The sequence below is a fragment of the Mycoplasma sp. 2248 genome, from assembly GCF_034863245.1.
Lineage (GTDB): Bacteria > Bacillota_I > Bacilli_A > Mycoplasmatales > Metamycoplasmataceae > Mycoplasmopsis.
This window is the reverse complement of the sequence record NZ_JAYFFC010000002.1, coordinates 55,821-68,515: the sequence shown is the minus strand read 5'-3', so window position 1 is coordinate 68,515 and position 12,695 is coordinate 55,821. Positions and strand designations below refer to the sequence as shown.

Below are 12,695 nucleotides of genomic sequence, written 5' to 3'. Positions count from 1 at the left end.
AAGATGAAATTTAAAAAATTATCTTTATTCAGTTCACTTGCAATTTTACCAGTCGCTACTACATTATCTGTTTCATGTGGTAATAAAAACGATGTACCAAAAGAACCATCAAATCCTATTAATAATGCAAATAGTGAACTTATCCAGAAACTAGAAATAGTTAAAACTAATTATTCAACTGACAATAATTTGGTCGAATTAGTTGACGGCTACAAAAATAAAATAAACTCAAACAGTACTAATCAAGATTTATTAACTCAAGCAGGAAATGTTGTAAAAGTTTTTGATAGTGCTAATGAAATGACTGCTGAAATTAGACATCAATGATTTTTAGGTTCAAAAACGTATAACAATTTAACTGAAACATCAAGATTTTTAAGACAAACTTATGCAAATGAGCAAAACTTAATTGAATCGCTTAATAAAATTGATGTAAATTTAGAAGATTATAAAAGTAAATTATTTTTAGCTTTTGCTAGTCAGCAAGAGATGGATTACTTATCATCATTAAATTTACAAACAAGTTTAGGTTTTAGCACAACAATTAAAAAAACATTACCACAAAACTATGCTGTTGTTGATATGTCAGGAATTGTTGATGGTGACACATTATATGGTTCATATATGAATTTAGTTAGTGGTATTCAACCAGGAACTCAATCAACTAATCGTAATGGTAGAAGTCTAGGATTAAGATCTAGAGGAATCGATACTCCTGAAACAGATAAAGGTTCAAATTCAGATGAATTAGCTTCAAAAGAAAATTATTGAGCTCAAATTTCTAAAAAATACTACGTAGAACAAGTTCAATCACATGGTTTCTTCTTCTACTTTAATAAGTTAAAAGAAGATGATTATGGAAGATGAATTGTATTCTTATATCCAGACGAAAGAAAAAATTCTGATTTAGAGTTTGGGAACCAGCTTATTAGAGCAGGTTTAGCTAGAGTTGCTTACATTACATTAGACCCTTCAGATAGAAAATTCTACGCAGAAACTGAAGAAGAACAAACAATGTATCACACAATTAAGAATTCTCAAAATTATGCAAAAGAAAATAGATTAGGTTTCTGAGTCGACCCAATCGAAGATGTATTTTATAAGAATCCTAGAAAGAACTGATAATTTGATCAAGCGAAAGCTTGATTTTTTTATCTAGTTTGATTGCTTAAATTATGCATATTACATATGCATATATGAGTTAGTAAAAATAGACCTTTTTTCACTTTTATAATAGTGTGCAAGCTGTAAAAGTAAAAATGCACTTGCACAAATATAACAATCTATTTTTCTGAAAAATCTATATAATATTTTAATAAATATGTAATATTTATTAAAATTTACATTCACACATGGAGGTATAGATGTCTGAAGTTAAAAAAGAGCATAATTATGATGCAAGTAATATTCAGTTTTTAGAAGGATTAGAACACGTTAGAAAAAGACCTGGTATGTACATTGGGTCAACATCTAAATCAGGTTTACACCACTTAATTTGAGAAATTGTAGATAACTCTGTCGACGAAGCTATGGCTGGTTTTGCTAACAGAATTGATATTATCATTACACAAGATAACTCAATTATTGTTGAAGATAATGGTCGTGGAATTCCTGTTGATACACACGCAAGATTTGGAATTAGTGCACTTGAGGTTGTTTTAACAAAACTTAATGCTGGTGGTAAATTCGAATCTAATGCATATAAAGTTTCTGGTGGACTTCACGGGGTTGGGGCTAGTGTTGTTAATGCTTTATCAGACTCATTTAAAGCTTGAGTTAAAAGAAACGGAAACTTATACTATGCAGAGTTTGCTAATGGTGGGAAAACTATTAAGTCAACAGAAGTTATTGAAAAACTTGCTAACCCAAATGAAACAGGAACAAAAATTCAATTCCATCCTGACTATTCAGTTATGGAAGAATTGCCATTTGATAAAGAAATTATTTTAGACCACGCGAAGCAAATTGCACACCTTAACAAAGGTTTATATGTTTCAGTATCTGACTACAGAGATAACACAAACTATGAATTCTTATATGAAAATGGAATTATTGACTACGTACACGAATTAAGCGACGGTTACAAACCAGTTACACCTGTTATTTATGCAGATGGAGAATTTGCTGTTAAAAATAATAAAGATGAGGATGTTGTTATTGGTGTTGAAGTCGGTATGCAATACTTATCTGATTTATATCGTGGAAACATTATTTCATATACAAACAACATTTCAACACATGAAGGTGGTTCTCACGTTTCTGGTTTTTATGATGCTTTAATGCGTTTAATTAATAACTATGCAATTGAAAAAGGTGTTATTAAATCTGAAAGTGACAAATTTACTCGTGACGATTTAATCGAAGGTGTTACAGCAGTTATCTCAATCAAACACCCTGATCCAGAATTTGAAGGACAAACAAAAGGGAAATTAGGTTCAAAAGATGCTCGTCAAGCTGTTAATAGAGTGTTTAGTCCAATTTTAGAAAGATTCTTAAATGAAAACCCTGCTGATGCTAAGAAAATTATTGAAATTGCATCTATGGCTAAAAAAGGACGTTTAGCTTCCAATGCAGCTAGAGAAAATGCAAGAAGAAAAAATGTTTTTGAATCAGGTGGATTACCAGGTAAATTAGCTGACTGTACATCTAAAAATCCTGAAATTTCTGAATTATATATTGTCGAAGGGAACTCAGCTGGTGGTTCGGCTAAAATGGGTAGAGATAGAAAAACTCAAGCTATCTTACCATTAAGAGGGAAAATTATTAACGTTGAAAAATCTCGTCAAGAAAAAGTTCTTTCTTCAGAAGAAATTTCATCATTAATGACAGCTATTGGTACAGGTTGAGGAGAAACATTTAACATCAACAAATTAAGATACCACAAGATTGTTATTATGACTGACGCCGACGTCGATGGTGCTCACATTAGAACTTTATTATTAACATTCTTCTACAGATACTTTAGACCTTTAATTGAGTATGGATTTATTTACATAGCTCAACCTCCTTTATACAAAATTCAACAAAATAAATTTGTTGAATATGCTTTCAACGATAATCAAAAAGACGAAATAATCGCAACATTAAACCCTAGTCAAAAAATTACAATTCAACGTTACAAAGGGCTCGGAGAAATGGATCCTGAACAACTATGAGAAACAACTATGGATCCTGAACGTAGAAAAATGCTTCAAGTGCAAATTGAAGACATTTACAAATCAGATTCAATTTTTGAAACCTTAATGGGCGAAAGAGTTGAACCGAGAAGAGAATTCATTCAAAAGAATGCAAAATACGTAAAAAATATCGATTTATAATGTCAAAAATGCACATCCAAAAATGAACTGGATGTGCTTTTTCTTCACTAAAATTTATACTTAGATTTAAAACTTTATTGCAACTAATTTTTAACAAAAATTACAAAATCCTTAAATTACATGAATGGAATATATAAAATTTTTTGAACCTCAAAATAAGGAAAAACTTTTATCGCTTACACACTATTCTAAAAGTCAAAAATTATTTTAAAAAAATATTTTCATGCTCATAATTTTATTTACTAAAAAAGAATATGATATAAGTGCGACAAATATATTGTCGCAACAAAAGGGAAATTCTTTTATATATCAAAAAAATATTCTATTATTTTAAAATTTAATTTATAAAGTCACAAAAAGACAGACATTTATTAATATCATTTATTATTAATCATTAAAATTATTAGGTTTTTTATACAAGTTTATTATTATCAATAAAGATATTCACTATATTTTTGTTATATATTATATTTAGTTGTTTTAACTTTTTATTTTTATCATTATTTTATAGAGTAAATTTTGTATTTACATTTCTTTAAAATAAAGAAATTTTAATCATATTTATTTGAGTAATTTTGTAAATTTAAACACACAGTTCGTCATATATAAATTTTAAATTTTCAAAATATTAACTATCTTTATTAATTAGTAGATATTAATATTCTTTGGTAATTCCATAGATTACTCCTTTATCAAAATTTATTTTTAATTAAATAATTTGGTTCAAGAGTCGTCACTTGAACCAATCATAAAATATACATATAATATCCTATTAGCACATCCAATTTAATGGTACTTGGATGTGTTTTTTGTACAAAAAAAGATGCAAAAAGCATCTACATTTTGTTCATTTTTTCCTCAATTTTAAGCAAATTATGAATTGCTTTATTAACTGCATCAGTTGCAGCTTGTCTACTTGTAGCCATCACTTCAGCAACTTCTGCATATGATAAATCTTGTTCATAATATAACTTAAAAACTTGTTGTTGATTTTGAGTTAATAAATTACCATATTTATCAAATAACTCTGTGTATTTAATTACGTTTTCTAATGACTTATTGTTCATTATCAATTAAGGCTTTTGTCATTTGATAAATAAATAATTCAAGATCAAATTCTTGTAAGTCATCTAGTTTTTCACCTAAACCAACATATTTAACATCAAGGTCATATTCATCTTTAATTGATAAAACAATTCCACCTTTTGATGTTCCATCCATTTTAGTAAGAATAATCCCAGTTAAGTTAGCAATTTCTTTGAAGTTTCTTGCTTGAGATAATCCATTTTGACCTGTAGTTGCATCAAGAACTAATAATGATTCATGTGGTGCTGAAGGTTCAAATTTTCTAATAACACCAATCATTTTTTCGAGCTCTTTCATAAGGTTAACTTTATTTTGTAATCTACCGGCAGTGTCGATGATTAATAAATCATAATTTTCTTCTTTGGCTTTAGAAACTGCTTGATAAACAACACTAGAAGGATCGGCCCCTTCGTGAGCAGGTTTAACAATTTCTGCACCAATTCTTTGTGTTCAAACACCTAATTGATCAACGGCACCGGCCCTGAAAGTATCGGCAGCAGCAATTAAAACTTTTTTGCCTTCTTTAACATATTTGTTTGCTATTTTAGCAATAGAAGTTGTTTTACCTGATCCATTAACACCAACAAAAACAAAAACATTTAATCTACCAACTTCATAGTTTAGGTTTGTATTAACAACTGAGTTATTTGTGTAAATTGTAAACATTTGATCAGCAACAATTTCTCCAATCATTTTTGGATCGTCAATATTGTTTAATCTAATTTCTTGTTTAATTCTTTCTACCATAACATCAACTAATGAAGCATTAATATCAGACATAATCAATAACTCTTCAAACTCATCAAAAAAGTCCTCATCAAGTTTTACGTGTCTATTTTGTAGCTCTAAAAGTTTTTTTCCAAATGATGCAGAAGAATTTAAACCTTGTTCATATTTCTTAAATTTCTCACTTGTTATTATTTTCTTATGCTCTTTTTTGTCTAATTCTTCTTGAACTTGTTCAACATCTTTGGGTTTTCTATTGAAAACCTTATTTACTAAATTTTTAAAAAATCCCATATCTATATTTTACTTTATAAATCAAAATATCACATCAGCTAAATAAAACTAAAACCATAGTGTGCAAGTCGTAAAAATAAAAATATATTTGCGCTTTATATTAATTATAGGTATTTAAATATAGTAAAATAATTTTATGAGTAGTTTAGTAATGGTAGCTATGCAAGTAATACTTACTTTAATCATTTATTACTGTGCATATAGATTAATCAATTACCTTAAATTAATTAAGGGTAAATTCGCATACAAAGATATGCAAATGAAATCAATTTATTCAGCTTTAGCTGGATTTGCCTTCTTTGCAATTAGCTTAATTTTATTTGTTTTAAATGCTACAGAAGTAATTAAATTAATTGGTTCACAAGTTAACGAAAAAACAAAAACAACCGAAACAGTCACACTTTCATTCAGCGCAATTTCAGTTTCATCAATAGTATTCTATTTGTCTTGTGTTATGCTTGCAGTCTTAATTTCATTTACGATTATTGTGATTGTATTTGTTCAAAAATCAAGAATTCAAATTTCTAAGAAAGAATTTGATGAATTTGATATCGAAAAATATGACATTAACATTCTTGGTTCATTCACAAGAGCAAACAAATATTCAAGAAACATACCTGTAACATTCAAGGATCAAGTTGGGAATATGTTGTTTTTCAAGAAATTTGGAACAAAAATGTTTTTAAGCAAAATTGTAGATCAATCAATTTTCTTTATTTCACAATCACCATATGTTAATAAAGTTTATGAACAAAATGAAGTGACTTTTACAGAAGATACATTGTTAGCTTCACATTTTAGCAATAACAAAGAATATATCCTTTTTGTGCTTAAATCAGCACAAAAAGAAGTGTCGGTTATTAACAAAATTGATGAAAAATTATTTAAGGAAATAGTACTTAAAAAGTTTGCATAAAGAGCTTAAATGCTCTTTTTTTGTAATAAATTAATATAATTAATTTATTATGCTAAAATAAAAAGGAATTTAAAGAGGTACGTAAAAATGAGTGTTGATAGAGAAACTAAATTATTTAAAAGAATGAAAATTCTTGCAATAAATGATGATGTTGAATTGAAAAAAGAATACGAATGGTTGTATAAAACATTTTCAAACACTTCTGTTTTCATCCCAAAATACATCAACACCATTTCAAACACTAAAACAATACCTAAATCAGATTTGTATAAACCTCATGAACAAATCTTAAAAATCAAAGAGCAATTAAATAAGCTTGAATTAAATCTTGAAATCAATTCAATTGACTTCATGGATGATTATGTAATTTTCGATAATAATCTACCTGAATTAAAATATGTCCTAAATTCTCTTTATCCAGAGAACAATAAACAGGAAGATACAAAAAGTACAAAAATCAATAAAAATAAAATAAAACTTTAAAGAGGGAAATATGAGAAAAGTTAATATAGCTATTGATGGTCCAAACGGTGTTGGTAAATCAACTGTTTCTAAAAATCTTGCCCAAAGATTACATTACACTTTTATTAACAGTGGTTCAGTTTATAGAGCAATCACATTAAATGCTCTTGAACACAATATTTTAACAACTGATACAACAGGCGTAATTAAATCTCTTGAAACAATCAACATTGAGTTATTGCCTAACGATATAACTTTATTAGATGGAACTGATATCTCACTCAAAATTAGAGCTGACTATATTTCAAAAGTTACTCCTACTGTGGCTAAAATTCCCGAAGTCAGAGCATTTGTTGTTAAATTTATTCAACATATGACTTTAAGACACAAGGGTTACATCATTGATGGAAGAGATACAACTTTCAGAATTCTACCTCACGCTGAAGTTAAAATTTTCTTATGAGCTACACCAGAAGTCAGAGCGCAAAGAAGATATGAACAAAACAAAATATTAGGTTACAACACAAACTACCAAGAAGTTTTAAAAGAAGTTGAATTACGTGATCAACAAGATATCCATAGAGAAGTTGATCCATTACATAAAACAGAAGATGCTATTTATATTGATTGTACTGAACTAACAACTGAAGAAGTTGAAAACAAAATTATTGATATTGTTAACCAAAAATTAAAAGCAAAGAAGGAACAAAATGCGTAATACAGTTGCAATTGTAGGGAAACCAAATGTAGGGAAAAGTACTTTTTTCAATAAGCTTGTAGGAAGAAAAGTTTCTATTGTGCACGATCAACCTGGTGTTACACGTGACAGACTTTACGAACGTATTGTTTGAACTGGTCACGAAATTAAAATAATTGACACTGGTGGAATTGAAATTGAAAACAGACCATTTCAAGAACAAATTCAAATACAAGCTAAAATCGCTATTGAAGAAGCTGATGCGATCATCTTCTTATTTGATGGAACTAGTGAAATTACAAATGATGACTTATTCATTATGAACATTTTACGTAGATCTAAAAAGCCAATCATTGCTGTAGCTAACAAACTCGAAGACACACAACAATTTGATTACTCTTGATATAGTTTAGGGGTTGATCACATTTATCCAATTTCAGCTCTTCATGGAGAAGGGATCGGGGATGTTTTAACTAAATGTATTGAAGTTTTAGATTATTCGGACCCTGAAGAAATCGATGCATTTAATTTAGCTATTATTGGAAAACCTAACGCAGGTAAATCTTCACTTTTAAACAATTTAGCTAAAGAGGAGCGTTCAATTGTTTCAGATATTGCTGGTACAACTCGTGATTCAGTTACATCATTAATTGATATTGATGGAAAAACATACAATGTTATTGATACTGCCGGTATAACTAAGAAGTCAAAATTAGTTGAATCAGTTGATCACTATGCACTTATGCGTGCTATGAACTCACTTTCAGAAGCTGATTTATCACTTATCGTTATTGACGCTTCACAAGAAGAAGTTTCACACTTTGATTCAAGAATTATTGGTTATGCATTAGATAATGAAAAACCAGTTATCATTGTAATTAACAAGTGAGACTTAATCGAAAAAGAAACAAACACAATGGCTGAATATGAAAAAAGACTTAGAAATAAATTCCACTTTGTTCCATGAGTTCCATTTGTATTTATTTCAGCTAAATACAATCAAAGATTAAACAAACTTTATGACACAATTAACTTAGTTAGAACAAACTTAGAACGTCAAATCAAACCATCATTATTATCAAACTTGATCTTAGAAACTCAAATTATTCAACCTGCTATTCCATTCAATGGTGGTAGATTAAATATCTACTTTGCAAGACAAGAAAAAGCAAAAATTCCTACATTCACTTTCTTTGTTAACAATAAAAAATACTTACACTTCTCATATCAAAGATTCCTTGAAAATCAATTGCGTCAAACATTTGATTTTAGAGGTTGTCCTATTAAAATGAACTTCAAAAACAAGAAAGATGCTATTGAATAATTAAAAACCATGCATATGATTTCGATCATATGCATTTTTTTAAATTAGAATATTTTTAACTTTTTTCTTTGTTTTTTAGAATAGCAATTAGAAGATTGAATGCTAATTTAATTTTATTAGTGCTTGAAGCTACTCTTATAAGTTATTTAAGTAAATATGTCTTGAAATCACTGATTTAAAAGCATTATTTTTATCAGTACCCATATTGGTATTATGAATTTTAAGTAACCTTTTAATTTTTCATTTAATTTTGTTACTACCCTTGCCATTATGAGGAGTTACAGCTAACGGAGGAGACACTTCTAGTGTTGCTAGTACTGGTGTGGGTGCTTTGATTCTTGTTTCACTTTTAATGGGTGGAATTAGTTTAAATTTATTTATTATCCAAATCATTGATACAGTTTGAATTTGAAAAATGAACAAAGCTGTTGCAATTTTATACATAGTTATATTTTCCTTCCCAATTTGTACAATTATTGGAGCATCAATAGCTATTCATGAAAAACTATTCTAATAATTATTAGATAAGATGAATTTAATGGATGATTGAATGACAGTCATACATTTTTTATCGAAACACAAAACTCTCTTAACAAAGCAAGAAAACAAAATTGAAATAAAAAAGATAGCTTGATGCTATCCCTGAATAAATTAATTAACCTTCTTAATATCTTTTCATAAATAAGGGAATCTTTTCGGTGTATTTTCTAATTTCTTAATTGAGACAATGTAATTTTCTCTATCAATATTCTCATCAATAAAAGGCCTTATTGAATATTGAACTTTAACATCTTTCAAAACGCTCTTTGCGTCATTAAGTTCTTCAATAGCTTTTTTACCTTTTAATAAAGATAATGAACCATTAACTTTAACTAAGTGTAAAGCGGCCATACTTAAAGCTTTTACAGTTGCTACAGCTCTTGCTGTAACAACATCGTATTGATTAGTTTCCTTTACATCTTCAGCTCTATATTTGTAAACAGTTACATAATCTGATAAATTTAACTTCTCAATAACTTCATTTAAGAAGTTAACTCTTTTTAAAAGTGGTTCATATATAACTACTTTGTTTTTAGGCTTTGATAACACATATGGAATTGATGGGAAACCTGCTCCAGCTCCAATGTCTAAAATAGTTCCACTTTGTAAGTCTTTAGTGATTTCAATCATAAATACTAAAGATTCGTAAATACCTTCATTTCAAAGTCTTTCATCTGAAAAACCAGTTAAATTCATAACTTTATTTTTCTCTTCAATTAGATTAACATAAGCTTCAAATAAACTAAAATCTCAGTTATTTTTAATGCATAATTCTCTAACAAGTTCTTTACTTCTCATCATTGTATTTATTTATTTGTTCCTTTATTTCTGCGTATACATTTGTAATGCTTCCACCATTTAGAGATGCATTAATCACTTTTGCTATAAATTCTCCTAATGAAACAATTTGTAATTTTGAGTATTTTTCTAGTAACTCATAGTTATCAATACTGTCTGTAACGATAACTTTTTCAATGTTAGGGTCGTTTTCAAAAATATCAAACCCTTTTGAAAACACACCGTGTGTTGCAACAACAATAATTTTATTAGCACCATTATCTTTTAATGTTTGTACTGCTTTTTTAATTGTTCCACCTGTATCAATAATATCGTCTACAATAACCGCATTTTGACCTTTGATATCACCGATAATACCCATTACTTCAGTTTGATTATCAGCATTTCTTCTCTTGTCAATAATTGTAATTTTAATTGTGTTTGCTATCAATTCAGCAAGTTTTCTAGCTCTTACAGTTCCACCGTGGTCTGGAGATACAACCGTGAATGATGTATTAAGTTTTTTTAGCGCTAATGCAAGTGGATATTGTGCTCTTAAATCATCAACAGGAATATCAAAGAACCCTTGAATCGAAGGGTTATGTAAGTCAACACAAATCATTCTAGTAGCACCTGCTACTTGAAGTAAATTAGCAACTAATTTAGCTCCAATCGGTTGTCTTCCTGATGCTTTTCTATCTTGACGAGCATATCCATAGTAGCTTAAGCATACATTGATCGAACCTGCGCTTGCTCTTTTAAGTGAGTCAATAAATAACAATAATTCCATTAAATTATCATTTACAGGTTTTGACGTTGAAGCAATGATGTAAACATCTTTGTTTCTAACAGTTTCTTCAGCTACTCACATGGCTTCACCATCAGTATAAACTGTTCTTGTTGCTTTTGAAAGTGGTATATTAACAAGTTCAGAAATCTTTTTTGCTAATTTTTCTGAATTATGCATACCAAAAATAACTGTTTGATCTTTATTCATTTTTCCTCATTTATATTTTACCCTTTTTGTCGCTTTATTATTTAAATAAAAATATTAAAAAAATACTTTGTTTTATTTTTTCTGTGTTATAATATACAAGCAAAAAGAAATGCCCAGGTGGTGGAATGGTAGACACAAGGGACTTAAAATCCCTCGGTAGCAATACCGTGCTGGTTCAAGTCCAGTCCTGGGCACCAAAAAATGTGCGTCCTTAGCTCAGCAGGTAGAGCAAATGGCTTTTAACCATTGGGTCAGAGGTTCGAATCCTCTAGGACGTACCATTTCAAGAAATTGACCAAGGAACCTTAAAAGGTTCTTTTTTTATTACTTTTTTTACTTTTACAGTAGTGAGCTAATCATATAAGTAAAAAATCAATTTCTTTAATTTATAAAAAAGAGCAAGAAAAAACCAACTATTTCTAGTTGGCAAAAATAAGGTCATCTTTATGAAATGGTGCGAACGAATGGACTTGAACCATCGACCTCACGATTATCAGTCGTGTGCTCTAACCAGCTGAGCTACGCTCGCATAAATGCACTTCTATTATAGCATAAAACTATAAAAACAGAAGTACAAAATATTATTAATTTTATTAACGTTTTGAGAATTGTCTTGCACGACGTGCTGCACGTAAACCTGGTTTTTTACGTTCTTTAGCACGAGCATCTCTTGTAAGCATTCCGGCTACTTTTAAAGCTGAACGATATTCAGGGTTAGCTTCTAATAAAGCACGTGCAATACCTAATCTAATAGCACCTGCTTGACCACTAAGACCACCACCACTTACGTTTACACTAACATCAAATGTTCCAAATGTATCTGTTAAAACAAAAGGTTGGTTAGCATCTTTTAAGTAAATGTCAGATGTTAAGTATTCTCTAGCATCACGGTTGTTAATAACAAATTTACCTTTACCTGGTGTTAATCTAACACGAGCAACTGAAGATTTTCTTCTTCCTAATCCACGGTACATAACTGTTTCTTTAGCCATAATTATTTAACCTCTAATCTTTCTGGTTGTTGAGCTTCGTGTTTGTGGTTTGGTCCAGCATACACAAATAAACTACGACGTTGTTTGTTTCCTAATTTTGTGTGAGGAATCATTCCACTTACTGCTTTTTCAATTAAAGCTGTAGGTCTTTTAACTCTTAATTTTGCTGCTGTAATGCTTTTTAATCCACCTGGGTATCCTGAGTGTGAGTAGTAAATTTTGTTTTCTTCTTTTTTAGCTGTTAAAACTACTTTTTCTGCATTTACGATGATAACAAAGTCACCCATATCTGCGTTAGGTGTAAATGTAGGTTTGTTTTTCCCTCTTAAAATTGATGCAACTTGAGCAGCTAAACGCCCTAATACTTGTCCTTCAGCATCAATAACATATCATTTTTTGTTAGCTTGTTGAGTATTAACTATTGTTGTTTGTCTCACGCTATCCTCCTATATACGTTAATAATAAAAAATTTATCTCGGTTTATAAATTTATAAATTGCTTATTTATTATACCACATAAGTTTTTTTATACTCATTTTTTTACATATGGTTTGTTATGTTTTTTAGA

General features: G+C 29.2%; 13 protein-coding genes and 3 tRNA genes. 9 read left to right on the top strand and 7 right to left on the bottom strand.

The features are described from left to right. The first annotated feature begins 3 nt into the window (after positions 1 to 3). Together VBM91_RS00865 and VBM91_RS00860 are read left to right on the top strand one after the other, a co-directional pair. On the top strand, positions 4 to 1,125 hold the full coding sequence (locus VBM91_RS00865) for a thermonuclease family protein (protein ID WP_323188966.1): 1,122 nt from the start codon (positions 4 to 6) through the stop codon (positions 1,123 to 1,125). A 239-nt stretch (positions 1,126 to 1,364) separates the two neighbouring features. Continuing rightward, positions 1,365 to 3,317, top strand: coding sequence for a DNA topoisomerase subunit B (locus VBM91_RS00860; RefSeq protein ID WP_323188965.1), 1,953 nt, complete (start codon positions 1,365 to 1,367; stop codon positions 3,315 to 3,317). An 836-nt stretch (positions 3,318 to 4,153) separates the two neighbouring features. Here the strand turns inward: VBM91_RS00860 and VBM91_RS00855 are convergent. Then, on the bottom strand, positions 4,154 to 4,384 hold the full coding sequence (locus VBM91_RS00855) for a sigma factor-like helix-turn-helix DNA-binding protein (protein WP_257089415.1): 231 nt from the start codon (positions 4,382 to 4,384) through the stop codon (positions 4,154 to 4,156). Beyond that, on the bottom strand, positions 4,374 to 5,423 hold the full coding sequence (ftsY, locus tag VBM91_RS00850) for a signal recognition particle-docking protein FtsY (protein WP_323188964.1): 1,050 nt from the start codon (positions 5,421 to 5,423) through the stop codon (positions 4,374 to 4,376). Before ftsY ends, VBM91_RS00855 begins: the two co-directional genes overlap by 11 nt. 136 nt (positions 5,424 to 5,559) lie before the next feature. Here ftsY and VBM91_RS00845 point away from each other — a divergent pair, with 136 nt between their 5' ends. The 5 genes from VBM91_RS00845 (at position 5,560) to VBM91_RS00825 (ending at position 9,336) form a co-directional block, all read left to right on the top strand. Beyond that, positions 5,560 to 6,339, top strand: a complete 780-nt coding sequence (locus tag VBM91_RS00845) for a hypothetical protein (protein ID WP_323188963.1) — start codon at positions 5,560 to 5,562, stop codon at positions 6,337 to 6,339. A gap of 87 nt (positions 6,340 to 6,426) precedes the next feature. Continuing rightward, complete coding sequence (locus VBM91_RS00840; RefSeq protein ID WP_323188962.1) at positions 6,427 to 6,822, top strand: hypothetical protein; 396 nt, start codon at positions 6,427 to 6,429, stop codon at positions 6,820 to 6,822. Between the two features lie 10 nt (positions 6,823 to 6,832). After that, on the top strand, positions 6,833 to 7,519 hold the full coding sequence (gene cmk / locus VBM91_RS00835; protein ID WP_323188961.1) for a (d)CMP kinase: 687 nt from the start codon (positions 6,833 to 6,835) through the stop codon (positions 7,517 to 7,519). After that, positions 7,512 to 8,822 carry a ribosome biogenesis GTPase Der gene (gene der / locus VBM91_RS00830; RefSeq protein WP_323188960.1) on the top strand — a complete coding sequence of 437 codons (1,311 nt, stop codon included), beginning with the start codon at positions 7,512 to 7,514 and terminating at the stop codon, positions 8,820 to 8,822. The genes cmk and der overlap by 8 nt, the downstream gene beginning before the upstream one ends. Before the next feature lie 262 nt (positions 8,823 to 9,084). Next, the gene (locus tag VBM91_RS00825) at positions 9,085 to 9,336 is read left to right on the top strand and encodes a hypothetical protein (protein ID WP_323188959.1); all 252 of its coding nucleotides are present in this window, start codon (positions 9,085 to 9,087) and stop codon (positions 9,334 to 9,336) included. A gap of 137 nt (positions 9,337 to 9,473) precedes the next feature. Here the strand turns inward: VBM91_RS00825 and rsmG are convergent, their stop codons facing one another. Both rsmG and VBM91_RS00815 read right to left on the bottom strand, forming a co-directional pair. Beyond that, entirely contained in the window at positions 9,474 to 10,163 is a 690-nt protein-coding gene (gene rsmG / locus VBM91_RS00820) for a 16S rRNA (guanine(527)-N(7))-methyltransferase RsmG (RefSeq protein WP_323188958.1), read from the bottom strand. After that, on the bottom strand, positions 10,150 to 11,136 hold the full coding sequence (locus VBM91_RS00815) for a ribose-phosphate pyrophosphokinase (protein ID WP_323188957.1): 987 nt from the start codon (positions 11,134 to 11,136) through the stop codon (positions 10,150 to 10,152). Before VBM91_RS00815 ends, rsmG begins: the two co-directional genes overlap by 14 nt. A gap of 111 nt (positions 11,137 to 11,247) precedes the next feature. On the opposite strand from VBM91_RS00815, the gene VBM91_RS00810 reads away from it, so the two are divergent. Both VBM91_RS00810 and VBM91_RS00805 read left to right on the top strand, forming a co-directional pair. After that, positions 11,248 to 11,333, top strand: a tRNA-Leu gene (locus VBM91_RS00810). 8 nt (positions 11,334 to 11,341) lie between these two features. Further along, positions 11,342 to 11,417: transfer RNA gene (locus VBM91_RS00805), tRNA-Lys, on the top strand. A 171-nt stretch (positions 11,418 to 11,588) separates the two neighbouring features. Here VBM91_RS00805 and VBM91_RS00800 read toward each other — a convergent pair. The 3 genes from VBM91_RS00800 to rplM form a co-directional block, all read right to left on the bottom strand. Next, positions 11,589 to 11,665 (bottom strand) — tRNA-Ile (locus VBM91_RS00800). Between the two features lie 64 nt (positions 11,666 to 11,729). Further along, complete coding sequence (gene rpsI / locus VBM91_RS00795) at positions 11,730 to 12,128, bottom strand: 30S ribosomal protein S9 (protein WP_323176655.1); 399 nt, start codon at positions 12,126 to 12,128, stop codon at positions 11,730 to 11,732. Positions 12,129 to 12,130: 2 nt separating this feature from the next. Then, positions 12,131 to 12,565 (bottom strand): 50S ribosomal protein L13, encoded by a 435-nt coding sequence (gene rplM / locus VBM91_RS00790; RefSeq protein ID WP_257089389.1) that lies wholly within the window; start codon positions 12,563 to 12,565, stop codon positions 12,131 to 12,133. Positions 12,566 to 12,695 lie beyond the last annotated feature (130 nt).